The following is a 26,011-nucleotide window of genomic DNA, read 5'->3' as shown; positions in this document are numbered from 1 at the left end:
CTAGGAAATCATGAAAGTAGCCTTTGTCAATCAACCTTGGGGGACAGTCGAACCTCCGGTTCAAGCGGGTTCTATTCCCATCATCATCTATCAAACCGCACGTCGTTTGGCTCGTTCTTGCGAGGTAACCGTCTATGCCAGGGGTAAATTTCACAAGCAAGAAAAACGCCATGAAGAGGTAACTTATCGATACGTCCCCCTCATTTTTGACAAATTACTGCTGAAGTTGCTGTCCAAATTTCCGCGACTTTTCGGTCTCAAGAGCGCTCCCGGCACCTCGGATTTTCATTACCCAGGTTATACGCTGCAAATAGCGCTCGAACTGAGAAAGCAGAAATATGACATCGTTCACCTTCATAATTTTTCTCAGTTCGTTCCCCTCATTCGCGCGATTAATCCCAAGATTAAAATCGTCTTGCACATGCATTGCGAGTGGCTGACGCAACTCGACGCAAAGCTCATCGAGGAAAGGTTACGCCACGTCGATCTCATTATTGGTTGCAGCGAATATATTACCAACAAAGTTCGGCAAAAGTTCCCTCAATTTGCCCATCGCTGCTATACCGTTTTTAACGGCATCGATGCCAATGTCTTTGCGAACGAAACACAGCGTCATAAAACCAATCGCGATCGCGTCAATCAACTCCTATTTGTGGGCAGAATTTCTCCAGAAAAAGGCTTGCACGTCTTGATAGATGCCTTTCGAGAGGTCGTTCGCCACTATCCCAATACAGAACTGAAAATCGTCGGACCAGAAGAAGGGGTTCCTTTTAACTTTATTGTGGGTTTGAGCGACGATCCTAAAGTTCTCGAATTGGCAACTTTTTATCGGGGCAATTATTTCTCCCAGTTAAAAGAGAGAATCCCGTCGGAAATCGCCTCTCAAATCTCGTTTGTGGGTGCGGTTCCCCATTCTCAATTAGTCGAGTACTACCGAAATGCAGATGTCCTGATTAATCCATCGCTGAGCGAAGCCTTTGGCATGACTTTGGCTGAGGCAATGGCAATGGAGATCCCCGTTATCGGGGCGCGAGTCGGCGGCATGGTAGATGTGGTCGAAGATGGCAAGACGGGTTTCCTGTTTGAGTCGGCAGACCATCGGGCGCTAGCCGAAGCGATCGCGCGACTCCTGGAAGACGAAACGCTTAGAGAAAGGATGGGCAAGGCAGGTCGTCAGCGCGTCCAGGAGCTTTTTGACTGGGAGAGAGTAGTTGAAAATTTACTGTGCCAATACAAGAAAATCGGCGAGGCGAATGAGCAAGTTATCTCTGACGAGTCCGGTGCGTCAGTTTTATCGGTTCCTCCTCAACTCCACCCTTAACGAAAGAGGCGAAGACGATCTGGGGCAATCGGCGATTATTTTTTCCCCCCACCAAGATGACGAAACCTTGGGCTGTGGCGGAACGATTATCCGTAAGAAAAAGGCGGGAGCCGATGTCAAACTCGTATTTATGACCGATGGCAGCAGCTCTCATGCCCATCTCATTCCCGAAAACGAGCTAAAGTCTATTAGAGAGCAAGAAGCGATCGCGGCGGCTCGATCCCTTGGGCTAGAGGCTAGCGATACGCACTTTCTCGCCTTCAAAGATGGACGGTTAGAAGAACATCGGGATGCCGCCATTGAGAAAGTCAAAACTATTCTTCTTTCCCATCGACCTCAAGAGGTTTTTATTCCTTACTATAAAGAATCGCCCTCCGATCACTGGGTCACTAATCGAGTCGTTTTATCTGCCCTCAAACAAAGCGGGATAAAAGCAACGGTTTATGAGTATCCCATCTGGTTTTGGCATCATTGGCCCTGGATAGGGTTAGGGGGGAGCAGACGAGAAAAATTGTCTCTTTTAAAGAAAAGTCTACTGTCTGGCTTCGGATTGCAGATTCTCAAAGATTTCAGATGTTCTATCTATGTCGGCGAGGTTTTAGAACTCAAACGACTTGCCCTGAGCCAGCATAAATCTCAAATGACGCGACTCCTGAGCGATCCCAGTTGGCTTACGCTTAACGACGTGTCAAATGGGGAGTTTGTAGAATGTTTTTTCCAGAACTTTGAATTGTTTTATAAATATAATTTGTCGGATCGATAGAGCTTTTTTAGTTTTTTTAGCAAGGAATAGCGTTGATGAAATCGTACGGACGAAAGCGATCGCAACTGACGAGCCCTTATACCGATCGCCTAACCGACTCTTACTCTGACGAGCGGCCCATCGGCAAAGTTATTGGTACTAAAAGCGCTGGCGGCGCTATTCGTAAAGGCGCAGACGTAGAAAAGCAGATCGCGATCGACAACGGGGCGCTGCGATTTCAAACCCTGATGAAACCTGGCTGGGGCAGACAAGGCATTGCTTACGGTCCCTATGCCCGCGTCAATGGACTGGCTTTCTCAGTCTTTCTCCTTAACGGGCACAATACTTCCGAATCTGAAAATATCGGACAGCGTCTAATAACGCGGTTTTGGCGCTGGATTCGTGGCAGCGAGACTGAGACCCCAGCGCTGCGACTCCTGCGTTGGCTTGGCTGCAAACACAAGCAGCAAACCCTACGGGTTTTCCTGTGGTGGATTCGCAACCATAAAGGAGTTAAAACATCTCGTATAGATGAAAACCTGGCAGTAGGTTGGTTTCCCTATGAAGTTCCCTCTAATCCCCTAGTACAGGGAAATGGAGCGATCGTTCATGCAACGGGACCGGAAAATGGAGAGCTCTGGATTCGCGTTGGTAACGAGCTGCTCTCGACCTTTAAGGGATTACAAAACCTCCCAGTATATTACATCATCATTTTGCGCGAGAAGGGCGCAGCCTATTACGCTGCCTCTGTTCCCAATGCTCATGGTCTAGTCGCCTATCCCAATATGCGTCCTCTGGCGATCGATCCGTTCAACGACGATGCCACTGTCTATGCCGCACTCTATCAGAGCGTTTTGGGACAGGCAGGTTTCCGGGTCGATACACGGGTTTATAGCGCCCATGTAGAGCTAGTTCCAGAACTGGCTAATTGGTATGGCACCGCTCATGCAGCCGATGACTTGATTGGCGAAGGATTATTGGCAGGTTTGCCAGCAGAAGTAGGCGGTGTTTGGAGCGTGTATCGAGGCAGTTACGAATTAACTGCCAACGGTGTCAGATCCTTGCAAACGGATAGCCTAGCTGTCCTTAAACCCAGCGCTCCTTCTGGGCTGATCCACGCGATTATCGAAACGCCAGCGATTGTAACTACGTGCGGTTTTCTGTGGCGCGTTCGAGACAAAAATAACTTCTGGAGTTTTCTCATCTCAGGCGATCGATGTCAGCTTCAGATTCAGGAAAATGGCATCTCGAATATGGTGGCAGTTAGCGATGAGTGGTATTTAGCGTCTAACACCATCAACTCGGTACAAATATTGGACGACGGCGAGACATTTGGTCTGTACTTAAATGGCAAGCAGGTATTTAACACCTGGTTCGCCGATACGCGCTTGCAAGAAGCCACGGGAGTTGGTCTTAATACGGTTGAGGCAAACGAAAGTCTCTACATTCGCCACTTTGAAGCTCACCCGCGCAGCTTTTTGATTCCCAGAGGTCTCGATCTTGGCTCTCCTTGGATAGCACAAGGGACTCAGGTGGTTGTCAGCGATGATTTTGACGGTGCAGCTAGAGACTTGGATCGAAAAACGACCAGCATTGGGAACAAAGTCTGGCACAAGGAAATTGGTCGGGGCGCGATCGCGCTCAGTGGAAGTGGCACAGCCAAAGTCCAAGCAAACGCGCAAAGTCCCAATCCAGGACGAACGGCTTATACTATCGCCTGGGATAACCCTAACCTAGCCGATTTGCAAGTAGACGTTACTCCCCCAGGCACCGACCGAGGTCAGGGGCACAAAAGTCGTGCTGGGTTGATCTTCTGGCAGGACGCTAACAACTACATCATCGTTAACAATTGGCTGGATGATTTTTACGGGGGTGCGTCCGTTTCGTCTTTCTTTTATCTCGATGGTTTCGAGGAATTATATGACGCAGTTTGGACAAACGTTGGCAGCCGCATTTATTGGGGCGTTCCCTATACTCTGCGCGTCGTCTTTGACGGAATGCATTACATGGCTTTCGTCAACGGTGAGCCAGTCCTATATCGTGCCCTGACGGATGTTTATCCCGATACCCCACGGCTGGCTATTAACCGCGTTGGCATTGTTGCCAACTGGGAATGGGGAAATGATACGGGCAGCCTATTTGATAACTTTATCGCCAAGGTCTAGAACAATGAGATTGACCGACTCTCGCTCTTGGCTCAAGCAACTACTGGGCTATCTTTTGAGACTTCTGCCGCTAAGTTGGATCGAATGGCTATGTCAATTAGAGTCAAGCCCGAATATTCGTCGCATTGCTCGCTTAGGCTTGAGGAATCGGGACGTAACTCTCGGTAATGGCGTAGGAAAAGGACTAAAGTTCAACGCGGCTGAAGCTAATCCAGATAGTGCCCTCGGTATTTATGAACTGCCCATGCAGCAAGTGCTGGCAAGCCACCTCAAGCCAGGCGACACTTTCTACGATATTGGAGCCAATGTAGGCTTTTTTACCGTTCTTGCCGCCAAGCTAGTTGGTTTGTCTGGACGAGTTTACGCCTTCGAACCCGTTCCAGAGAACGCCGATATTATCCGACACAATGTCAAACTCAATAACTTCTCTAATGTCATTATCTTGAAGAAAGCGGTTTCTGACTCGACAGGCAAAGGCAAACTGCTGCTAGCCGAACACCCCGGAGGTCATACTTTATCAACAGTAGGTATGCCCCCCGATCTGAAAGGTTCGACTACTGTCGAGTTGGTTTCTATTGATGATCTAGTGGCACAAAAAACAATAACTCCTCCTTCAGTGATAAAAATTGACGTTGAGGGAGCAGAACTCGACGTTCTTCGCGGTATGTTCCGAACTCTTGAAGAATTTAAACCCATCCTTATTTATGAGGTAGATGATGGCGATCGAGAAGCTTTTATGCGCAAAAGTCAAGAAATTGAAACTTTTGTGCGATCGCGCGGATACACGATCTCCCATCTAGAAGAAGCTTATTCCAACCTAGGATGGTACGTCGGACACGCGATCGCAACCCCAGCGCGAACGGAATCCGTCTCCCGATAACTTTCGCTTGCTCCTTGAAGAGGAATCAATTCAGGTAGCGCTCATAAACTCTATGGCAAAATGGACGAGCTAAAGCCATGAAATGGAAACGAACCGCTATTTTTCTAGGAATCGTCATTCTAGCAGCAATAGCAGTCATTCAATTTCGCCATCCCAGCGATCCCGCTAGCCATCTGGTTGACGGCAAAGCGATCGCCTCCGATAAATTCGGTCACCAAGTCATCGACCCCTCTCCTCCTTCGGGTTCCGATTGCTGCCTAGATATACTAGCCATTGGAGACATCGACGGAGATCGCAAACCCGATGTTATGGTGGGGTCTGAAAAATCGATTGGGGCGCTATGGTATCATTATCCATCCTGGACTCGTTATCCCATCGGCGATGGCGACTTTACTACCGACGGAGACATTGCCGATCTAGATAGAGACAGAGACGGAGATGTGGTCATCAGTTCCATCTCCCGCGACGCGATCGAATGGTGGGAAAATACGGGCAATCCCTTTGAAAAATCCGGTTGGGTTCGCCACGAAATCGGTTCTCAATTCTCCCACGACCTAGCCGTTGGAGATCTTAACGGCGACGGACATCCAGACGTTGCCATGTTCAGAAAAGACGAACCCAGACAGCTAACTTGGTTTGAAGCACCTGCCGAAGCGCGACAACCTTGGACTCGTCACGAGGTCGATACGCCGCCCGGAGAGGGATTGGATCTCGGAGATATCGACGGAGACGGCGACCTGGATATTGCAGGCAGCGTTAACTGGTACGAAAATGAAGACGGGAAAGCGCTCGAATTCAAGAAGCATCCTTTGAATATTGCTTCTTGGGGTCAAGAAACGCGGGATATCATCGCCGACATGAACGGCGACGGCAAAAAAGATATCGTTCTCAGCCATGCCGAAGGAGAGGGCAGAGTTTCCTGGTTTGAAAACCCTACCTGGAAAGAACGCGCGATCGAGACTGAAGTTCTCAAGGGCGCTCACAGCCTAGAAGTCGGCGATTTCGATAAAGACGGCGACCTCGACGTTTTTGTCGGCGAAATGAACACTGGCAGCGGTCGGATTAGGGTTTATTTGAATGCTGGTAACGCTCAAAGCTGGAACCGCCTTACTCTCGGCACTCAGGGAACTCACAATGCTCGCATTGGCGATATTAGCGCCGATGGCGACCTGGATATCGTTGGCAAGAACTACACGGGTGCAAAAGTGGTAGAGATGTGGGAGAATAACGCCGCTAAAGCCAGTAAAGAGGTAAGTCTCGGTCGATGGACTGAGATTCAAGTAGACGATCGCAGAGGGGTCTACAGTCAAGGAAAATATTTCGGCGCGATCGATCTGATTCGAGATAGCTCGATCAAATACTTCGGTCTAGCCATGGGAGATATGACGGGCGATGGCTACGGAGATATCGTATCGGGACGCTATTTTTACCGCAATCCGGGTACAGATATGACGGGCGAGTGGTCTCGCGTTACGTTTCCCATCAACGTCGATGCCATGCTAGTTACAGACGTAGATGGCGACGACAAAGCCGATGTCATTGGAGAAGACCTTCCAGACATTTATTGGTTAGAAGCCAAAGATCTCCAAGGCAGTTTCTGGCAAGCAACTAAAATCGGCACGCTCCCGAAAACCGCTCACGGAAACGGACAGGGCTATCAACTCGCGCAAATCATTGCCGGGGGCAAACCGGAAATCCTTCTAGCAGGCGGAGAGGAAAAAGGTGAAATCTACTACTTTGAAATTCCCAACAATCCCAGCGCGGAAAACTGGCCTCGCACCTTAATTACGAATGAAGCTAGCGAAGAAGGCATCGGCGTTGGAGATATAGACGGCGATCGCGATATCGACATCGCCGCTGGGGATGTGTATACTGGAGGGGACAAAATCGCCTGGTGGGAAAATCCAGGTAACGGTCGAGGAAATTGGCTCAAGCATAAGATTGGCACCGTCGAGCACTGGCCCGATCGCTTTGCCATAGCAGATATCAACGGAGACGATCGCTCGGATATCGTCGTCAGCGAGGAAAATGAGGGCAAAGAACCCAACGCTCATGTATATTGGTTCGAGCAACCCGACAACCCCAAAAATGCCGGTTGGTCGCGCCATCCGGTAGCGACTCAGTATACTACCAATGCAATGGACGTTGCCGATATGGATAGAGATGGAGCCGCAGACATCATTACTGGCGAACACCGAGGCACAAAAATCGTTGCGATTTGGAAAAACGTCGATAAGGGTTCTGCTTGGATTAGGCACGTAATTTCCGTTGGTAAGGAAAGCCATCTAGGAGCTAGAGTTGCCGATCTCAACCGAGATGGAAATCCAGAAATAGTCAGTATTGCCTGGGACGACTACCCCAATCTTTACCTTTGGCGCAATGATGCCAAAGCCTCGCCAAACCCATCCGACTAACTTTATCGATCTCTCATGACTCACAATATCAAGCCCAAAATTGTCATAATCGGCGGGGGTTCTGGCGTAAGTACAGTACTTAGCGAGTTGAAAAAAGTCGCCGATGTCACTGCCGTCGTCTCGATGATGGACAGTGGCGGCAGTAGCGGTCGGCTGCGGAACGAACACGGAATTTTGCCTCCTGGCGACGTTCTCAAATGCATCTCCGAGTTGCTGCCCGATGACGAGTACAGTCAAAAATGGCGCGACTTGCTTAACTACCGCTTTCACAAAGGGGAAGGACTCAAGGGCCACAGTTTGGGAAACCTGCTTCTCGCCTCTGCTTATGACTGGGAGGGCGGTGCTTCCTTTGGGATCGAAGCCATTTCTCAATTATTAAAGCTTCAGGGTCGCGTTTTGCCAGTGACGCTCAACGACGCGAATCTGATTGCCAAATTGAACGATGGCAGCGATTTGATCGGCGAATCTTTAATCGACCTGCGCTCTAACTTCGAGCTAGCGATCGAATATATCTATCTTTCCCGCCGCGCTCAAGTTTATAAGCCAGTGGCGCAGGCGATTTTAGAGGCAGACCACGTCGTTATCGGACCAGGCAGTTTGTTTACCAGCATTCTGCCCAACTTTTTGGTAGAAGGGCTTCCCGAAGCCTTAAGGCAAACGACCGCGCCGAAAACCTATATCGTCAATTTAGTTACCGACCCGTCTGAAACCAATGGCTATAAAGCCTCGGATTTTATTAAAAAAATAGAGGAATACTACTGCGATGAAACTCTCATTGATTACGCCGTGGTGAATGTAGAACCGATTGACGAGAGGCTGAGTCGCCTCTATGCAAAAGAATATAAGTTTCCCGTCGAGCCAGATCTAGAAGCCTGTCAAAAACTGGTCGCTAAAAAGATTATTAGCGCTAACTTGGTCAAAGGCAAAACTATCTTGCGGCATGACAGTCAGCGTTTGGCAGAGATTCTGCTGGCTTACTCAAAACCCACCGCCGAGGAACATGCAGATGTGAAGAGTTACTTGCAGATTGAATCCTCAGCCTTGAGTAGCGAACTAGGCAACAGATATGCGCAAGCTTGTGTCTGATGCTGTCGCGAGCGATAGAAAGACTCAATCCCAGTAAATTAATCACTTACAAGGAACTTTAGATGATACAACAGCCATTAGTGAAAAATTCCGCCCTAAAAGAAACCACCTATTCGGCAGACCATCAATGTCCGAACTGCACTCATCAGGGACTGTCGCTTTTTTATGAAGTGCGAAACGTTCCCGTTCACAGTTGCTTGATGCTGTCCACCCAGCAAGAAGCGCTCGATTTTCCTTGCGGCGACGTTGCTTTGGGATTTTGCGATCGCTGTGGCTTCGTCACTAACGTGCTATTTGACTCCAAATGGTCGGCTTACGCGCCCAACTACGAAGATCAACAAAGTTTTTCGCCTACCTTCAATAAGTTTGCCCTCGATCTCGCCAATCGCCTAATCGAAAAATACGATCTGCGCGACAAAGATCTCGTTGAAATTGGTTGCTCCAAGGGGGATTTTCTCCTACTTCTATGCGAATTGGGCAACAATCGCGGTGTTGGAATCGATCCGAGCGTCGTCGCGGGCAGAGTTAAGAGCAAAGCTGCCGATCGCGTTAAATTTATTCAAGATTACTATTCACAAAAGCATGCCGAGTACGTCGGCGATTTTATTTGCTGTCGCCACACGCTAGAGCACATCCATCCTACCTTTGAATTTATCAGAACCGTGCGCCGTTCCATCGGCGATCGCGCTAACATTCCCGTCTTCTTTGAAATCCCCGACACGACCCGCGTCCTCAGAGACATGGCTTTTGAGGATATCTATTACGAGCATTGCTCCTATTTCACGCCGGGATCGCTAGCTCGTCTGTTCCGTTCCTGCGGTTTTGAAGTGACCGATCTCTATCGAGACTATGGCGATCAATATCTCATGATTGAAGCTTTACCCGTCGCTATTCCATCTGACAAAATACATCCCCTAGAAGAAACCCTCGAACAAATGAAAGAGGACGTGCAATATTTTGCAACCAACATTAAAAACAAGCTGGAAACTTGGAAGCAAAATTTAGAACAGTGGCAAGCACAGGGACAACGAGTAGTCGTCTGGGGTTCGGGTTCTAAGTGCGTCGCTTTTCTGACGACCCTCAATACGATCGATAAAATTCAATACGTTATCGACATCAATCCCCATCGTCACGGAAAATTTATCCCTGGCGTGGGCAAAGAAATCAAGTCGCCGGAATTCTTGAAGGAATATCAACCGGATCGAGTCATTGTGATGAATCCCATTTACTGCGATGAAATTGGGCAAATGCTAAACGAAATGGGAGTCGTCACCGAATTAGTTCCTCTCTAAAAAGCCTAAACTATACTTCTATTTCTGCACGAACCGAGGAACCCTTGCCAAATAACAACAATCCATTTTCTCCTAAGGATATGAATATTTATCTCTATCTTAAAATGTTCCCACCCTTTGGCGATGGCGAGGCGATGAATAATGGCGCTGTCAAGTATGTAAGCGGTTTCGCTGCCGGACTGGTAAGCTGCGGCGCTCAAGTGACAGTGTTGTGTGAGGGTTCCCTCTCGCGAGATACGAGCGATAGTTCCTATCAAACCGACGCAGGCTACGAAATTAAATGGTTTGCTAATCCTAGCAAACACATGAGTTTTAACATTTCTGACGGTTTGCGGAACTATATCCAAAATGATATGAAATCGGGACTGGTAGTAATTAACGGGATCTTCCATCCTAGCGTTTATGCCATCTCCCGCCTCCTCGCTCGCCAAAATATCCCTTATATCGCGTCGCCGCTCGATCCCTACCACCCTTCTATTTTTGCTAAAAATGCTTATCTAAAGTGGCCCTACTGGTATTTCCTAGAGCGGCGAATGCTCAAGCAAGCGAAAGCCATACAACTCTTGGACATTCGCCATACCGAATGGCTGCATCGTCTGGGAGTGCGAACTCCGACGATCGAGACTCCCTGTAGCTTCTCAGCCGAAAATGTCCCGCCTGAGTCGGCGTTGCAGTGGCGAGACAATGAAGATCCCCAAATCCTCTTTCTCGGTCGCATAGACGCTCACAACAAAGGACTAGATCTGCTGCTGGAGGCATTCGCCCAAATTTCTGAGGCGACGAATGCTCGACTGGTCATTCAAGGACCGGACAATGGAGACAGAAAAGCCTTAGAACAACAGGCTGCCGAGCTTTCAATCGCTCAGAGAGTTTCTTTTTTGGAACCCGATTTCGATCGCTCTGCCTCGTCAATTGCAGGAGAGTGCGATATCTTTTGCATTCCCTCGCGTTTTGAGGGATTTAGTTTAGCAGCGCTCGAAGCCATGCTAGCGGGTCGAGTCTTGCTAGTTTCAGAAGTGGCTGGCATCGCGCCTCACGTCAAAGCAAGTGGGTGTGGCGTTCTTGTCATCCCAGAAGTCGCGGCAATTAAAAAGGGTTTGCTGGAGCTATTGGCGCTTCGTCCCCAGTGGCGAGACATGGGTTGGCGCGGGCGAGACTACGTACTCAAGAATCTTCAGTGGAATAAGATTGCCTCTACTGCCTTAGAGCATTATCAAAAATTAATTCATCGATAAAGAATAAAGCGAGGAAACATAATATAATGAACAATTGGAAGCCACGAGTTAGTATGGGAATTCCCGTCTATAATGGCGAGAATTTTCTTAGGGAAGTTTTAGATTCTCTTCTAGCGCAAACTTTTGAAGATTTTGAGTTAATCATTTCGGATAACGCCTCTAGCGATAAAACTGAGGAAATTTGTCAAAGCTATGCGACAAAAGATAAGCGCATTCGCTACCACCGCCAAGAGATAAATCGGGGACCGGCATGGAATTTCAATCGAGTCTTCGAGTTAGCCCAGGGCGAGTACTTCAAGTGGGTAGCCCACGACGATATCTATGCCCCAGAGTTTGTAGCCAAGTGCGTCGAAGTCCTCGATCGCGACGATTCCATTGTATTGTGCTACGCAAAAACTAAGTTTATCGATTCAGAAGGGAAAATTCTCAAAGACTACAATTACCAGATCGCTACCGATTCGCCACAGCCAGCGGAGCGCTATCGCAGCCTGGTATTAGTCAACCACAGGAAACATGCCGCCGTTGAAATTTTTGGGCTGATCCGTAGCGATGCCCTTAAGCAAACCCCGCTTCTTGGTTACTACGCCCGTGGAGATAGCGTTCTCCTAGTCAGGCTGAGTTTGTTGGGTAGGTTTTATGAGATTCCCGAATATTTATTTTTTAACAGAGATCATTCCCAGCGATCGGTCAAAGAAAAGCAGGTTCAAATCGCTAGAGGAAGAACTATAGTCGCCAAATTTCTTGGGATGGGACCATTACCGCCTACAGAATGGTTCGATCCATCGAAAAAAGGAAAAATTGATTTTCCAGAATGGAGACTTTTTTATGAATATTTTATCTCCGTAACATCCTTCCCACTCAGCGTAAATCAAAAGCTATCTTGCTATTTGTCCCTAAGTTCTTGGTTGGCTGGCAATTGGATCAAGTTAGTCAGAGATTTGTTAATTGCTGCCGAACAATCACTGAGGAATACTTTTGAAAGCTCTAACCAAACCGGGCAAATGCAGAAAAAAATGGAAAAAGAAGCTGTCTGAAATTAGTTAGCCTTATCCTGAGAATGGATAGCGCGATCGCGCTATCCATCGACGCTTAATTCTTCTGTTGTTCCTCACTAGCCTTTGAATATAAGTTCGATTCTAAAATCCTACCTAGTTTTTAGATGTGACTTAAGAAAAAGAACCAGCAAGCTAAGGAGTAGCAGCTATGAAACAATCCCTGCAACCGCTCGAAGACACTCACAGCTCGATCTCCTTACAGCTAAACACCAAAACTTTGGGTTTGGCGATCGCGGCGAGTAGCTTATTTCTATTTTTGTGTAGCAGCATCAGGCATACACTTTTTCGTTCGGGGGCTTTCGATCTAGGAATTTTTGACCAAGCCGTTTATTTAATTAGCCAAGGACAACCGCCCATATCCTCATTCTTAGGCGTTCATATTTTGGGCGACCATGCATCCTCGATTCTGTATCCGCTGAGTTTATTCTACAAAATTTACCCTGACGTTCGTTGGTTATTAGCCGTACAAGCAGTAGCTTTGGCATTGGGCGCTTTGCCCGCTTGGGCTTTAGCCCGCCAAGCCGGATTAAAGCAAGGACAGGCGGTAGGAATAGCAGCCGCCTACCTTATGTATCCCGTAATTCCAGCGGCCAATCTATTCGATTTTCACCCAGAGGTCATAGCCATTCCGGCGCTTTTGGGTGCGGTTTTGGCAGCGCGTTTGGGGAAGACAGCCTGGTTTGTCGCGGCAATCGTCCTTTTTTTAAGCTGTAAGGAAATCTTATCGCTGACTGTAGCAGCCATGGGAGTCTGGCTGTTCGTGTTTGAGAAAAGGCGTTTATGCGGCGCGATTGCCATCTTTTCCGGTTGTGCTTGGTTTTTGATCGCTACCCAGGCGATTATCCCCTCATTTACTAACCTCGATGCAGGAATAGGAACTGAAACGGGCATGGCGGCTGGAATGAGCCGTTATGCTTATCTGGGCGGAACTCTGCCAGAAATTGCCAAGAATCTGCTGCTGAAGCCGCATCTTGTTTTAGAGCGAGTCCTGTCCCTCGATACTCTTAGATATCTGGCTTTTTTGGCGTTGCCAGTCATTTGGGGACTGTCAATCTGGGATCTCGCTCCGTTAATTGGGGATCTCCAACGCTGATTTTGGATATTTTATCTGAAAAGTCTGCCCAGCAAGGCTTAATGCATCATTATTCCCTACCCATCGTCCCCTTTTTAGTGGTGGCGATCGTTTCTACTCTTGCCGCCAATCGATCGTGGCTGCGAAAGGGAAAAAGCATTATCCTGTGGATGTTAGCGATCTTGTTTTTGGGTTTAACTTTAAGGCTTGCCCTGATAGATAATAAAGGTTATTTGTTCGACTGGTCTAATTGGCAAGCAACGCAGGAAGCGATCGCCCAGGTTAAAACCAAAGGCAGCGTGTTAACCACCCATGAAATCGCTCCCCACGTGACTCATCGTCCTGTAGTCAAGTTTTATCGTTCCCCGCCCGTTAATGCGTCTAAATTTGACTATATTTTGCTAAATTTGGAGCATGCAAGTCTCAGGGTTGAAAATACCGCACCTGGTTTGGTCGAGCAACTCGAACGGGACAAACGATTTCAATTAACCTATCAAAAAGATAAAGTTTATCTGTTTGAAAAATTGAGGAATAGTTAGTAGTTAGTGGTGAGTAGGGGCGGGTTTATCTAAAAACGCTCTAGATTTACCGATACTTAGTCTAAAAAACCCGCCCGTACAGTAGTAGTTCGTGGTTTGGTTAGTCGTTAATTGTCTACCCACACTCCCCACTCTTCCCCTACTTCCGACTTCCGACTCCGCCGCGCACGAAGCTCCCGCGGAGGAGCAAGCAGCGCCGACTTCCGAATTCTAAGTTCTGCCTTTCTTAATGAATCCACACGAGTTTTAGGAGTAAAGATACCAGTGTTTGACGTTGCCATTATTGGTGGAGGAATTGTTGGCTTATCTGCAGCGATGGCTGTGGGACAACGCTATCCAGATGCCAAAATTTTAGTTTTAGAAAAGGAAAGCGATTGGGCGGCTCACCAAACTGGAAATAACAGCGGTGTCATTCACTCTGGGATTTACTACAAACCGGGCAGTTTCAAAGCTAAATTTTGTCGCGAAGGCTGCCGCTCGATGGTTGCCTTCTGCCAAGAGCATAACATCGCCCACGAAGTTTGCGGCAAAGTCATTGTCGCGACCGAACCCCAGGAACTGCCGCTGCTGGAAAATCTCTATCAACGGGGATTGGCAAACGGCATCGAAATTGCCAGAATCAGCGGCGAGGAAGTCAAAGAAATCGAACCGCACGTCAGTTGCTTGGCGGGAATTCGGGTTTATTCGACCGGAATTGTCGATTACAGGCAGGTATGTCAGAAATATGCCCAGCTAATTTGCGATCGCGGTGGGGAACTGCACCTCAATACCAGGGTTGAAAAAATTCTCGAAACCCCGCAAGGAGAAGTACTGGAAACTAACCAAGGCACCTTTACGGCTAATTTTGTCATCAATTGTGCCGGACTGCATAGCGATCGCGTGGCTAGATTGGGTCGCGTCAATCCCCAAGCCAAGATCGTTCCCTTCCGAGGCGAGTATTATGAGCTAAAGCCAGAAAAACGCTATCTGGTCAAGCACCTTATCTATCCCGTTCCCAATCCTAATTTTCCCTTCCTGGGGGTTCATTTTACCCGCATGATAGACGGAAGCGTCCACGCCGGACCAAATGCTGTACTCAGCTTCAAGAGAGAAGGGTATAAAAAAACCGATTTCGACCTGCGGGACTTTCTCGAAACCATGACTTACCCCGGTTTGTGGAAACTGGCTGCCAAACATGCCGATGAAGGGATTAAAGAAATCGTTCGCTCTTTCAGTAAAGCTGCCTTCGTTCGTAGTTTGCAACAGCTCATTCCCGAAGTGCAGTCCGACGACCTAATCCCCACTCATGCAGGCGTTCGAGCGCAAGCACTAATGGACGATGGCAAGCTAGTAGATGATTTTCTCATCGTCGAAGGTCGCAATGCCCTACACGTTTGTAATGCTCCCTCGCCAGCAGCGACTTCTTCCCTCGAAATCGGAAAAGCGATCGCCGAACGGGTTCCCGCACCGCGGCATTTGAAGATAGCGGTTGGCTGAGAGCCAATTGCTAAACTTGAGAATGACTTCCTAGCATAATCTTAAAGCAGGCTATGAATCCACACGATCGTCTTACCGGATCTTCTGTCGCTATTATCGATCGCCTAGTGGAGCGATGGACTCCTGCTCTAGTAATTGGTAGCTTTTTGCTGGTGCTGGTCGCCACGCTGTACCCTTTTAACTTTTCGTTTCAAGATGGTATCTCGATCGAATTAATTACTCATAGTTTTTACCATCCCAGCAATTCGGGCGATCTGGTCAGGAATATTCTGTTATTTGTTCCCTTTGGTTTTGGGGCGACCTGTCTGACTCGGAGACTCAAGTTAGGATTTATCGCCAGTTTTCTAGTCATCGCGATCGCCAGTACTGTCTTATCGGTGACGGTCGAGATCCTTCAGGTATTTATCCCTTCGAGAGCGCCTACGATCGCAGATATCGCGACCAATAGCATCGGAGGCTATTTGGGTTTTGTCTGCTTTTACCTGTTGCAGCTTATCCCCCTCGGTTTTGCCTGGGCGATCGCAAAAAGAAAATGCCTTCTCTCACCCAAGACGTTAACAGCGGGGTTCATCGGCTATTTTAGCCTGATGTGTCTAATCGCGATCGCCCTACAGAATACAATAAATCTTAGCAATTGGGAATCGAGTTTTCCGCTGTTGCTGGGCAACGAGCAAACGGGGGATCGACCCTGGCAAGGGTATGTTTCTCAAGTGGACATTGCCGACCGCGCCTTTTCTAAGGCAGAGATAGCCCAAATTTTTAACAATCCGAATGGTTTGACTCCGCTTGAAGACGCGGCAATTGCTTCCTATCGCTTGAGGGGCAAAGGCAGCTACGCCGATCTAAAAGGAAATCTTCCCGATCTATCTTGGCACGGAAAACCGTCAGATACTGAAAACCGAGCAGGGGTCTTTCTCTCTGACAGCCACTGGTTGCAAACAGTCGCTCCTGCCACCGCGATCGCCCAAAAAATTGGCAAAACCTCTCAATTTACCATTGGAATTGTTCTGGCAACGGCTGACACGAGACAATTTGGTCCTGCGCGTATCCTCTCCCTTTCAAGCGATCTTTTTCAGCGCAATTTTACCTTGGGGCAGGAGGGATCTGACCTAGTGTTTCGCTTGCGAACGCCAGTCACGGGAACAAATGCTAACCATCCCGATTTCGTCGTCCCCAATGTATTTTCCGATACCAATTTCCATCGTTCGATCGTTACCTATAATGGTGTGACCCTTAGCGTTTATATCGATCGCGTCGAACTTTTTTCGTCTCTCGATTTAACTCCAGAAATTGCCCTGTCTCGATATGTATTATGTTTTTTAGATGGTTGGAGCGTTAGTCTCGATTCTTTGAGCAAAAAAGCTTACAATCTCTTTTACTACGGACTAATTTTTATTCCTCTGGGATGTCTTCTAGGACTTATCTTAACAATCTCACGGGGAGATATTCGGTTGGCGAGCGCGATCGTTGTAGGAGGAATCCTTTTCCCGGCTGGGATTCTAGAAGGCATTTTAATGAGTGGAAGCGGCAGGGCTGCAAACTGGGAAAACCTGCTACATAGCTCGATCATTTTCTGCGCCACCGTGGTATTGGTCAAAAGAAAAGCCGAGTCTTGGTTGGCAAGCAGTTAGCCCAGGGCTATTGCATTCTAGTAGACAGAGAATAAACTCTCTGTCTACGATGCTAAAGTCCGTCTTACCTCAGATCTTGCACCTTTGGCATCAACGCCTAGAACTTTAGTTCTAGGCTCAAAGCGCAACTCGATTAAAATCGACTGAAATTCCTATCGGGTCTTCTTTAGAAGACTTTTGCTCAAGGAAAAAGCCTTACATCCAGAGTCGCTAACTAATTGCGAACTGATGATTGCCAATTGCGAATGAGTTTATTTCTTTATGCGATCGAGTCACAATGAAATAACCCTGGGTTAGTCAAGGGCTAACCACTAAAAAATAGGCATTTTAGACAAACTGGAGACAGAAAATGAACGAGTTAGCCGATCGCGTCTGTGCTGTTTGTGGGTCTCAGGATCTGGAGTTATTTTTTGAAATGTTAGACGTTCCCGTCTACTGCAATCTTTTGTGGACGGAACGGGAAGCAGCTCAGAATTGTCCCAAGGGAGATATCAAACTTTCTTTCTGCCATAGTTGTGGCTTTATTACCAATGTGGCGTTCGATCCAGCTAAATTAGGCTATAATCGGGATTACGAAAACTCTTTACACTACTCGCCTCGGTTTCAGCAATATGCCGACTCCCTCGCTGCTGACTTGGTAGAGCGGCATCATCTCTATAACAAAGATATTATCGAAATTGGTTGCGGCAAAGGAGATTTTCTGATTTCCCTGTGCGAACTGGGCAATAATCGCGGCATTGGTTTCGACCCCAGCTACGTAGCCAGACCAGAACATATCCCCCTAGCCGATCGCGTTCAATTTATTCAGGATTATTATTCGCAGCAATACAAAAATTATCAAGCCGATCTGATCGTTTGTCGGCACACCCTAGAACACGTCACCAATCCTGCCGATCTACTCGAACCGCTGCGACAGGCGATTGGCGCTCGCCTCGATACCCCCGTTTTCTTTGAAGTTCCCAACGCTCTGTATACTCTTCGCCATCTCGCGATCTGGGATATTATCTACGAACATTGCAGTTATTTCGTGCCGACTTCTCTCAAACAAACCTTTTCTCATTGTGGGTTTGTACCGCAGGAAGTTCGTGAAGTATTTGACGGACAGTTTATTTGCTTGGAATCCCTACCAGCGAACGGACAAATCGCTAGCAGCGATCGCGCGGATGAAATCGAGGTATTGTCAAAAGATATTGCTAGCTTTAAGATGAGATTCGATGCTCTAGTGGAAACATGGCGAGAAAAACTGGAAAAAATGTCGCGTTCGGGACAAAAAGTCGTTATTTGGGGAACTGGCTCGAAGGGAGTGACTTTTTTGAATCTCCTGAACGTCGGGAACGCGATCGAGTATGCCGTCGATATCAATCCTCGCAAACAGGGAATGTACGTGGCTGGAGAGGGACAGCAAATTGTCTCGCCGGAATTTCTGCGAGAGTATCAACCGGATATCGTCATCGTGATGAATCCAATCTACAAAGGCGAAATCAAACAGGCGATCGCGGATTTGAGCTGTAATGCCGAGATGATTTGCGTTTGAGTTCCAATTTTAAAAATATACTTTTAAGGAAAACAGCTAGCGCTCGTTGAAGAAAGAATAAATAAATACACTATTCGTCTTCAAACTGAAGCGAAGTGTAAAATTTTGAGCGTAGTTGAGGAGAAAAACGTGAACAAAACCCGTGTTTTGATGGTTTTAACAGCAACAGCAGTAGTGCTAAGTCTCACACCAGCAGCCACATACGCCGTCACAGTAGGTCAACCATTCTCCCATCCAATGCGAGAAGACATCTTCTCGGATTCGATGATAGAAGATCCCTCTGCGGATGTGATGGGATTAAATTTAGCCCAATTACTTGAAACCTATTTTTCTTTTAAAGCTCTCAACGTAACTATAGCGAATCGCTCGACTGTAGCATCCGACTTAAGAGCAAGATTCAGCTCGACTGCAACTCGATCGGCTGTAGCCAACGAAGCGATTGGAGCCGATCTCGAAACCGTCCCCGAACCCTTTACTATCCTAGGCACAGGTTTAGCTTTGGGATTCGGAGGCTTGTTGCATAGAGAGTATTCGAGGAAGCAAAAGACATCGAAGCAAAAGACTCAATGAAGAGGTTTCTTGTTTCCCCTAAGATGATATGGCTACCGCGATACGTACATGAAAGCAATCCTCTTTACTCCAGTTAGATACCTAAAAAACTTCCAATTCTGGCTGTTGGGGATTGCAGCAGGGTTAATCGCCATTCACCTGACTGTGACTTGGAGATTTGGAGATATTAACCTGCTAGGCGTTAGCGTCTTGTTTTGGCTGGCTGTATCGTCTTTAATCTGGAGAAAGCGTAGTTGCCTAAATTTAGAAAGTGGTGCGCTATCTAGCTTACTGGGCGCATTGCTCGTGGCGATCGTGCTGCTAAAGAGCACGTCTCTAACTGGCAGTCACTTCATTCGTCTCTCTCCTTTCCTATCTGCCGTCGGTCTTGCCCTGCTTGCTTCTGGTTTTAAGGGACTCAAGCAATACTGGCAAGAACTGACCGTTCTCTTTTTTCTGGGCGTGCCCCAGGTAATCCTATCGTCGCTATCGATCGATACTTCCTTAATCACAGCTCAATTTGCTGCTTTTATTCTTTGGTATTTGGGCTTTGAAGTTTCTCGCCAAGGAGTTTATATCAATCTCCCTGGGGGAGGTGTCGAAGTCTATCCTGGCTGTTCGGGTTTGGAAAATATGGCTCATTTGTTAGGGCTAGCGATTCTTTTTCTGGCGATGTTTCCCATGAATTGGGGACAAAAAATCCTAGCACCCATCGTTGCCGTCACCTTGGCTTTTTTAGTCAACGGATTTCGAGTTGCTTTCATGACCGTCCTAGCTGCCTCTTCCCAGCTGGAAACCTTTGAATACTGGCATAAAGGCGGCGGTTCTCTCGTGTTTTCGCTGATTGCCGTGCTACTTTTCGGTTTATTCTGCCTTTTCTCGATCCGACAGCAGGAACCCGTCGAGCGGGATACGGCGTAGTTCTGGGAACGATGATGTTCTGGAAACAAATCCGATACTCGTTTTTAGTCGTAACTTTTGGAGGTGTTCTGTTCGTTTTAGGAAAGTCAATCCTAGCTCCGACGATAAGTTACCGTACCATTGCCGACTCCTTTGTTTTTCCTTCAGAAGTGCCCTTACCAGGATGGCAGCCTCTGGCGAGTCGTTCCTTGCCCAAATCTAATTACGAGTTTCCAAAATTAGTTGCTGGAAGGCACTATCGATATCAACAGAACGGTTTGAATCTGGATATCGAAATGCGTTATTTTACCGCTACTAATGGAGATGTCAGAATCTTTATTCAACAGTACGCTGGGATTGCGCAGTCTCTTGTCGTGCATCATCAGAAGACAGGCTTTTACGGTCTTTTCGCGCGCCAGCAGAGAGCTTACCTGAGCGCCTGCATTAACCGACGCGGCAGTAGTACAGTGACTGCCGAACAGTTTGAGCAGAATCGGTATCTCTACGACATCAGCTTGAATCGTCTATTACCTTGGCTACTCGGTCAAGAACCCCTCAGAGACAAGCGCTGTCTGTGGGCACATTTATCCATTGCCGTGCCAAATGCTTCTTCTGAAGCTGCCTATCGGGATCTAGAAAAAATCTGGGTTTCCTGGTATAACTGGTGGAATCCACGCTTTCCAAAGCCATAAATTCGGGTTTATTCAAACTTTTGCGAGCGTAATTGTCAAATTAATGGCTAAATCATCCACGAACAAACCAACTGACAAACTCACTGAAACCGTAGACGAGCTATGGCAGTTTAGTTCTGGTCTATCGCGTTCTCTTAATCTTTTGCACTGGATCGGTTATGGCTTCTTGGCATTAACGTTGTTCGACCTAATTGAAATTTTTATGCCGTCGCGCTTTATGAATCCCGTCTGGGAAATGCAGATGTTGGGCGCGCTAGTCGAACAAGCTCCCGTCCCTTTGATCGGGTTAGCGCTGGTGTTTTTGGGAGAACCCAATCTGCGAGCGAGATGGGAGCGACCTATCTTGAAGTTTTTGTCTTGGTCGGCTTTGTTGTTGGCAGTGCTGTTTTTTTTGCTGATTCCTTTGGGACTGTTAAATACTGTAAGGCTCGATCGACAGATCGATAAAGAAATCAGTGCCCAACTCGATAGGGATATAGCTCGGTTTCAACAAGTTAAATCCCAATTGGAATTGGTTCAGACACAAGAAGAGCTGGAAAAACTCGTGAGCCGCCTCGACAGTCAACCACTGGCTCAGGAGGTGAAAAATGCTCAACAGTTGGAAGAGGCAAAAAAACAAGTTGCTTCTTCGATCGCCATTGCTGAAAGAAAGATAGCTGTCGAAGCTGAGGAAATGCAAGCAAATCGACAGCTAACCCTACTCAAGAGGTCGGTCAAGTGGAACTTGGGCGCTCTCATCTGCGGGGTTTTGTTTCTGCTGACGTGGCAGGCTACCTACTGGGCAAGACTGCTATAATTTTCTGGTATTTAGCCGATCGCTCGATTAAAACTTATTAGTAATCCAAGCACATTGATAGGGCTTGAGGGTAAATTTGTCGTGGAGATTTTCGATTGGATGCCCGCTTAGGAGATCGCACCAGGGATCGATAATAAATAAATTTAAGTCAGAGAGACGAAGTTTTTGAGTGCGATCGCTCAAATTATTAATGCAGAAAATACTTTGATCGCGATAAATGCTTTGTCTCCAGAAGACGAACAGCGCTTTATTTAAGGGATGCAAAGTATATTGAGTTGCATTGGGATGAAATGCAGGTTGTTTGCGACGAATTTTGATGCGTCGGCTGAGTTCTTTTAATACGATTGACTGAGGAGACTTGGGATTTTTTAAGCGTTTTTCTAACTCTTCATAATTCCATTTGTAGCGGTTAATAGAGCGATTTCTTCCGTTTTTTTCCACGCCTTCAAGGTCGTTGGGCGTTGCCAATAAACTATGAATATAAAAAGCTGGAATTCCTTCGAGAGCTAACATAATCGTTTGCGAACAAAGAAAGCGCTGAATTTGCCATTTATCCTTACCTTTAACAGTACCTTGCATCGCGTCGAAGAAAGAAATATTGACCTCATAAGGAACTTCGGTTCCGTCGGATTTATTTCTCATGCTGATTTTGCCGCCGAATTCCTGCATCTTTTCTAACAGGGTTTGATACTCGTCTTCGTATAACAATCCTTCAGTAGGACGCAGACCAATTCCATCGTGGGAAGCGGTAAAATTCAGATACGCACACCCAATAGGCGCAGGAGGCATGCTCATCATCCATGTTTTTAAATGATCGGATTTTCCTTGTAATAAAGCATTCAAAATGAGGGGAGGAAGGCTGAAATTATAAATCATGTGCGCCTCATTTCGATTGCCAAAATAACTCAGATTTTCTCGGTTGGGGACGTTAGTTTCCGATATTAAAGCTACCATCGGATCGAGCATTTGTACGATTTCCCGTAGAAGCCTGATAACGGTATGAGTTTCTGGTAAATGAATGCAGGAAGTGCCAATTTTTTTCCAGAGAAATCCTACGGCATCGAGTCGAATATATTTTGCCCCTTTCTTGATATAGAAAAGAATAATTTTAACGTACTCCAATAAAACCTCTGGATTGGCAAAATTAACATCGATTTGATCTTCGCTAAAGGTTGCCCAGACATGTTTTTCTCCCTTAACCGTATTGACTTTAGCTAGCAATGGCGTACTGCGAGGACGAACGACTTGAGATAAATCGGTAGCGGGATCGACTTCGATAAAATAATCGCATCCCGGCTTAATTCCTTGCTTAAATTGCTCAAACCAAGCATGTTGGCTGGAAACGTGATTGATGACGAGATCGACCATTAAATTAAATTTTCCAGCAATCCGTTGAATATCTTCCCAATCTCCTAATTGTGGATCGACTTTGAGATAGTCGATGACAGCAAACCCATCGTCGGAACTGTAGGGAAAAAAAGGCAGAATATGAACGCCTGTCAGTGTATCTCGAATGTGTTCGTCTAAAAAGCGATCGAGCGTAACTAAGGGTTTTTCGCCTTCTTTGAGGATACTATCTCCGTAGGTTATGAGTTGAACGTTATTTTCCGTCCATTTATTTAAATTTTCATCGACGCGATCGGCAAAATGTTCTTTGAGGAGATAGTACAACCGCTCTAAAAAATGGGCGGCAGTTTTTTTATCGTAGAGAGTTTCTAGGAGAGGCTTGACTCGGAGGGAAAAATATTCAAATTGCTTGTTTGCTTCACTCATTACTCAAAATCGTTACGCTTTAGAAGAAAACGTTAGCAAGGTGTGATGATTAAGTTGTTCGGTAAGAACTTGTTAATATAGTCCTTATCTTTGCAGCTAAAGTTGCGATTATACCAAGATAGCGGCTGGGGAGTTTTTTGAGAACAACGATAGAGAGAAAACCCTGACGGGGTGACAACCCAGCTAGAAAGCTTGCTGTATAATGTTCATAGCTCTTATCCCTCTCTGATAAAATGGGAGCTTATTGAGTTAAGTCTCATCAATTCTTCTCCCCTAGGGGCAACAAATTCCCTTGTTATTATCCAGACATCCCCATATAATCCGAGCCAAAAATTACTGTTTGGAGTCAAAGATTGTTTAATCTTTCTCAAGCGACCGATGTATTGTTGTTGTTCCTTCGCTGTAATTATTTTGCCTTTTAAGGTTGAACTCGTGTAGGCGAGATTGCCTCCGGCACGCTTCGCGAACGCCATCAATAAAACTAAGCGAGTCAATCTTTCTATTGAGGCTTTAGACCCTTCTAAATTATATTCACCCGTTTTACAATCCTTAAACATTGCTTCAATCCAGACTCGCCGTTTATAAGCTTTTATTGCTTCTTCTAAACTCTTTAAATTGGTTAGTAAATACCATGCTTGTCTTTTTAGTTGGATGAAAGTCCCTTATTGTTGACGTAAAACAAAGTTAACTTTCTTTGATAAAAGCCGTCTTGCTAGTTCGACACTATGAAATTCTCGGTCTCCCAACACCACGAATTTATAACATTTCAATAGCTTAATAACTGGGCGAATTAAAGCTTGTTGCTCAGCTAAAAGAGTTAATAATTGAGCAGGTGTGAGTTGACTGGCTAAACTGCTACGATATAATTCAAGTAACATTTTTACTAGCTCGGTCTTGTTAACTAATTAGAGACCGATCTTTTTTTACCATCAATCGCCTCAATTCACTATACGACTTGCTTTTAAACGGATGGCTCATGTGTCCGAACTTCTTCAGACACCGCGTTCTCATCTTGGGGTAGATTGGAAAGAGTTGCTGAGGACTTTTTCTCCTCAGAAGTGAGTAATTGCTTGACTCGATCGATCGCTTTTCCTAATTTGCTTTCATCGAGCAAGGTATCGAGTAGCGCTAAACCGCTGGTAGAGAGCAATAGTTTGTTGATATCGCTAGCGCCATTGTTATTGTTGCCGTTTACTCCTGGAAACGCATAAATGCGCGTATCTCCCAAAACTCCTGGTTGAGGTGCTAAAGCTTTGACGATTTCTGGCAGTCGATCTGCTAGTTCGGGTAAAATGGCTTCGATTAGTTTTGCTGTGCGGTTGGCATTACTAAGAGCATTTTCGGCTTCAATAAGCGTCCGTTTGCCTTCTGCTTCTGCCGTGGCTTGATAGCGGTTAGCATCGGCAAGGGAGCGGATGGCTTCGGCTTCTTGTTCTGCTGCTTGACGAGCAACTTCCGCTTGACGCTTGCGACGGAAAACATCGATTTCTATGACGTTGCGATCGCCAATGGCACGTTTTTGCGCTTCTTGTTCGGCACAAATCATCGAGAGGCGTTTTTCCCTTTCTGCTTTTTCGACTTCTATCGCCGTGATAACGGCGGTTTCGGCTTTGGCTTTTTCGGCTTCGGCGTAGGCGCGATCGCGCTCTTTTTCGGCAATCGCGATTGCAGCTTCTTGTTGAGCGATTTTTGACTCTCTTTGTGCTTGGGCAATTTCGATTTGCGATCGCAAGCGAGAGACTTCTATCGTTTGTTGGCGCATAATTTCAGCAACTTTGAGTTGTTTGTTGCCTTCCTCTAGAGCTATATTTGCCTCAATCTGACTCTGTTGTACGGCTAATTGTTGTTGAATTTTTTCTTCTTCAACGGCTTTTTCTTGCCAAATTTTATTGCGAGCGATCGTGGCAGCTTCTTGGTCTTTTGCTTCTTGAATTTCTCTTTCTCTTTGTGCTTTGAGCAACTCAATTTCTTTTTGTTGGGTTAATTTGGCATCTTCTTTTTGTTTAGCAATTTCTAGCAATTGTTTTTCGGCTTGCAGTTCTCGTTGTTCGATCGCGACTCTAGTACTTAATTCGACTTCTCGTTTCTGTTGAATCGATCGCTGAATTGTTTCGGTTCTCAAACGCATGCCTTGAGCATCGAAAAAGTTATTTTCATCGTAAGTATCGCTTTCTTCGATTTCCGAAATGGCGATATTATTCAATGTCAGTCCGACTTTCTTTAAATCTTGTTGAATCAGATTCAAAACTTCATTGGCAAACCCCAATTTATCAGAATCAATCTCTGTCAAACTCTTCTTTTTCGCTGCGGCACGAATCGCGCCGTCGGCTCTTTTTTCTAAGGCATCTTTGATATCATTATCGGATATTTTTTCTTGTTTGGACAAACGAGCAGCAGACGTTAATACATCATCCTTGTTGGGATTAATGCAAACGTAAAATGTCACCCGCATATTGGCTCGCAAATAATCTTGAGTGCGAACCGCTAGTTTGCCAGTTCTCTCTACATCAATAGAAATTTCTCGCAAAGGAACGCGCGTGATTTGGTGAAATCTAGGCAAGACAATACAGCCACCATTGAGAATAACAGTTTTGCCTTTCCAAATTACGCCTCCAGTTCTTACAAAAGCTTCGTTATTTGGGGTAATAATATAAACTCTTGTATATGCCCAAATGCTAATGAAAAGTAAAACCAGCAATCCAACAATTAAACTTGGAAAGAAGAGGATATCATGCAAACTTCCAAAGTTCATCAATTTACTCCTTAAGTTGAATCTTTAATCATTTTGGAGATTAGTTAGTAGTTAGTTTTCTCCCCACAGTCCCTTGTCTCCCCCTTGTCTCCCCACCCCCTCCTCTC

Annotated in this window: 20 protein-coding genes; 18 read left to right on the top strand and 2 right to left on the bottom strand. The window is 46.4% G+C overall.

Features of this window, described 5'->3' with window-relative positions; translation table 11 throughout:
- The first annotated feature begins 10 nt into the window (after nt 1-10).
- The 18 genes from PLE7327_RS06545 to PLE7327_RS06465 all read left to right on the top strand — a co-directional run bounded on the left by PLE7327_RS06545 (nt 11) and on the right by PLE7327_RS06465 (nt 21,379).
- Nucleotides 11-1,321 carry a glycosyltransferase family 4 protein gene (locus PLE7327_RS06545; protein WP_015143067.1) on the top strand — a complete coding sequence of 437 codons (1,311 nt, stop codon included), beginning with the start codon at nt 11-13 and terminating at the stop codon, nt 1,319-1,321.
- The gene (locus tag PLE7327_RS06540) at nt 1,254-2,084 is read left to right on the top strand and encodes a PIG-L deacetylase family protein (RefSeq protein WP_041391909.1); all 831 of its coding nucleotides are present in this window, start codon (nt 1,254-1,256) and stop codon (nt 2,082-2,084) included. The genes PLE7327_RS06545 and PLE7327_RS06540 overlap by 68 nt, the downstream gene beginning before the upstream one ends.
- A gap of 35 nt (nt 2,085-2,119) precedes the next feature.
- On the top strand, nt 2,120-4,228 hold the full coding sequence (locus PLE7327_RS06535) for a hypothetical protein (RefSeq protein WP_015143065.1): 2,109 nt from the start codon (nt 2,120-2,122) through the stop codon (nt 4,226-4,228).
- 4 nt (nt 4,229-4,232) lie between these two features.
- Nucleotides 4,233-5,108 carry an FkbM family methyltransferase gene (locus PLE7327_RS06530; RefSeq protein ID WP_015143064.1) on the top strand — a complete coding sequence of 292 codons (876 nt, stop codon included), beginning with the start codon at nt 4,233-4,235 and terminating at the stop codon, nt 5,106-5,108.
- Between the two features lie 77 nt (nt 5,109-5,185).
- Nucleotides 5,186-7,522 (top strand): VCBS repeat-containing protein, encoded by a 2,337-nt coding sequence (locus PLE7327_RS06525; protein WP_015143063.1) that lies wholly within the window; start codon nt 5,186-5,188, stop codon nt 7,520-7,522.
- Between the two features lie 15 nt (nt 7,523-7,537).
- On the top strand, nt 7,538-8,608 hold the full coding sequence (gene yvcK / locus PLE7327_RS06520; RefSeq protein ID WP_015143062.1) for a gluconeogenesis factor YvcK family protein: 1,071 nt from the start codon (nt 7,538-7,540) through the stop codon (nt 8,606-8,608).
- A gap of 62 nt (nt 8,609-8,670) precedes the next feature.
- Nucleotides 8,671-9,900, top strand: a complete 1,230-nt coding sequence (locus tag PLE7327_RS06515) for a class I SAM-dependent methyltransferase (RefSeq protein WP_015143061.1) — start codon at nt 8,671-8,673, stop codon at nt 9,898-9,900.
- Between the two features lie 80 nt (nt 9,901-9,980).
- Nucleotides 9,981-11,135, top strand: coding sequence for a glycosyltransferase (locus PLE7327_RS06510; protein WP_041391907.1), 1,155 nt, complete (start codon nt 9,981-9,983; stop codon nt 11,133-11,135).
- Between the two features lie 26 nt (nt 11,136-11,161).
- Nucleotides 11,162-12,169 (top strand): glycosyltransferase family 2 protein, encoded by a 1,008-nt coding sequence (locus PLE7327_RS06505; RefSeq protein WP_015143059.1) that lies wholly within the window; start codon nt 11,162-11,164, stop codon nt 12,167-12,169.
- A gap of 169 nt (nt 12,170-12,338) precedes the next feature.
- Nucleotides 12,339-13,283 (top strand): DUF2079 domain-containing protein, encoded by a 945-nt coding sequence (locus PLE7327_RS25170; protein WP_217523340.1) that lies wholly within the window; start codon nt 12,339-12,341, stop codon nt 13,281-13,283.
- Between the two features lie 2 nt (nt 13,284-13,285).
- Nucleotides 13,286-13,801, top strand: coding sequence for a DUF2079 domain-containing protein (locus PLE7327_RS25165; protein WP_217523339.1), 516 nt, complete (start codon nt 13,286-13,288; stop codon nt 13,799-13,801).
- A 264-nt stretch (nt 13,802-14,065) separates the two neighbouring features.
- Nucleotides 14,066-15,277 (top strand): L-2-hydroxyglutarate oxidase, encoded by a 1,212-nt coding sequence (lhgO, locus tag PLE7327_RS06495; RefSeq protein WP_015143058.1) that lies wholly within the window; start codon nt 14,066-14,068, stop codon nt 15,275-15,277.
- A 53-nt stretch (nt 15,278-15,330) separates the two neighbouring features.
- On the top strand, nt 15,331-16,908 hold the full coding sequence (locus PLE7327_RS06490) for a VanZ family protein (RefSeq protein ID WP_015143057.1): 1,578 nt from the start codon (nt 15,331-15,333) through the stop codon (nt 16,906-16,908).
- Between the two features lie 349 nt (nt 16,909-17,257).
- Nucleotides 17,258-18,442 carry a class I SAM-dependent methyltransferase gene (locus tag PLE7327_RS06485; protein ID WP_015143056.1) on the top strand — a complete coding sequence of 395 codons (1,185 nt, stop codon included), beginning with the start codon at nt 17,258-17,260 and terminating at the stop codon, nt 18,440-18,442.
- Nucleotides 18,443-18,571: 129 nt separating this feature from the next.
- Nucleotides 18,572-19,012: a PEP-CTERM sorting domain-containing protein gene (locus PLE7327_RS06480; protein WP_015143055.1), complete on the top strand. Its 441-nt coding sequence runs from the start codon at nt 18,572-18,574 to the stop codon at nt 19,010-19,012.
- Between the two features lie 48 nt (nt 19,013-19,060).
- Nucleotides 19,061-19,912: a cyanoexosortase A gene (gene crtA, locus PLE7327_RS06475; protein WP_015143054.1), complete on the top strand. Its 852-nt coding sequence runs from the start codon at nt 19,061-19,063 to the stop codon at nt 19,910-19,912.
- Between the two features lie 11 nt (nt 19,913-19,923).
- Complete coding sequence (locus PLE7327_RS06470) at nt 19,924-20,583, top strand: cyanoexosortase A system-associated protein (protein ID WP_015143053.1); 660 nt, start codon at nt 19,924-19,926, stop codon at nt 20,581-20,583.
- A 43-nt stretch (nt 20,584-20,626) separates the two neighbouring features.
- Nucleotides 20,627-21,379, top strand: coding sequence for an HpsJ family protein (locus PLE7327_RS06465; protein ID WP_015143052.1), 753 nt, complete (start codon nt 20,627-20,629; stop codon nt 21,377-21,379).
- Between the two features lie 27 nt (nt 21,380-21,406).
- Here PLE7327_RS06465 and PLE7327_RS06460 read toward each other — a convergent pair whose 3' ends face one another.
- Both PLE7327_RS06460 and PLE7327_RS06450 read right to left on the bottom strand, forming a co-directional pair.
- Entirely contained in the window at nt 21,407-23,152 is a 1,746-nt protein-coding gene (locus PLE7327_RS06460; RefSeq protein ID WP_015143051.1) for an alpha-amylase family glycosyl hydrolase, read from the bottom strand.
- 961 nt (nt 23,153-24,113) lie between these two features.
- Complete coding sequence (locus PLE7327_RS06450) at nt 24,114-25,904, bottom strand: flotillin family protein (RefSeq protein WP_015143050.1); 1,791 nt, start codon at nt 25,902-25,904, stop codon at nt 24,114-24,116.
- Nucleotides 25,905-26,011 lie beyond the last annotated feature (107 nt).

Source organism: Pleurocapsa sp. PCC 7327, assembly GCF_000317025.1.
Taxonomy (GTDB): domain Bacteria; phylum Cyanobacteriota; class Cyanobacteriia; order Cyanobacteriales; family Microcystaceae; genus Hydrococcus.
The sequence above is the reverse complement of the archived record's forward strand: the minus strand, read 5'-3'. Positions and strand labels throughout refer to the sequence as shown.

Coding starts and splice junctions, on each gene's coding strand:
- PLE7327_RS06545 (WP_015143067.1), top strand. CDS start 11: ATGAAAGTAGCCTTTGTCAATCAACCTTGGGGGACAGTCGAACCTCCG.
- PLE7327_RS06540 (WP_041391909.1), top strand. CDS start 1,254: ATGAGCAAGTTATCTCTGACGAGTCCGGTGCGTCAGTTTTATCGGTTC.
- PLE7327_RS06535 (WP_015143065.1), top strand. CDS start 2,120: ATGAAATCGTACGGACGAAAGCGATCGCAACTGACGAGCCCTTATACC.
- PLE7327_RS06530 (WP_015143064.1), top strand. CDS start 4,233: ATGAGATTGACCGACTCTCGCTCTTGGCTCAAGCAACTACTGGGCTAT.
- PLE7327_RS06525 (WP_015143063.1), top strand. CDS start 5,186: ATGAAATGGAAACGAACCGCTATTTTTCTAGGAATCGTCATTCTAGCA.
- yvcK (WP_015143062.1), top strand. CDS start 7,538: ATGACTCACAATATCAAGCCCAAAATTGTCATAATCGGCGGGGGTTCT.
- PLE7327_RS06515 (WP_015143061.1), top strand. CDS start 8,671: ATGATACAACAGCCATTAGTGAAAAATTCCGCCCTAAAAGAAACCACC.
- PLE7327_RS06510 (WP_041391907.1), top strand. CDS start 9,981: ATGAATATTTATCTCTATCTTAAAATGTTCCCACCCTTTGGCGATGGC.
- PLE7327_RS06505 (WP_015143059.1), top strand. CDS start 11,162: ATGAACAATTGGAAGCCACGAGTTAGTATGGGAATTCCCGTCTATAAT.
- PLE7327_RS25170 (WP_217523340.1), top strand. CDS start 12,339: ATGAAACAATCCCTGCAACCGCTCGAAGACACTCACAGCTCGATCTCC.
- PLE7327_RS06490 (WP_015143057.1), top strand. CDS start 15,331: ATGAATCCACACGATCGTCTTACCGGATCTTCTGTCGCTATTATCGAT.
- PLE7327_RS06485 (WP_015143056.1), top strand. CDS start 17,258: ATGAACGAGTTAGCCGATCGCGTCTGTGCTGTTTGTGGGTCTCAGGAT.
- crtA (WP_015143054.1), top strand. CDS start 19,061: ATGAAAGCAATCCTCTTTACTCCAGTTAGATACCTAAAAAACTTCCAA.
- PLE7327_RS06470 (WP_015143053.1), top strand. CDS start 19,924: ATGATGTTCTGGAAACAAATCCGATACTCGTTTTTAGTCGTAACTTTT.
- PLE7327_RS06465 (WP_015143052.1), top strand. CDS start 20,627: ATGGCTAAATCATCCACGAACAAACCAACTGACAAACTCACTGAAACC.
- PLE7327_RS06460 (WP_015143051.1), bottom strand. CDS start 23,152: ATGAGTGAAGCAAACAAGCAATTTGAATATTTTTCCCTCCGAGTCAAG.
- PLE7327_RS06450 (WP_015143050.1), bottom strand. CDS start 25,904: ATGAACTTTGGAAGTTTGCATGATATCCTCTTCTTTCCAAGTTTAATT.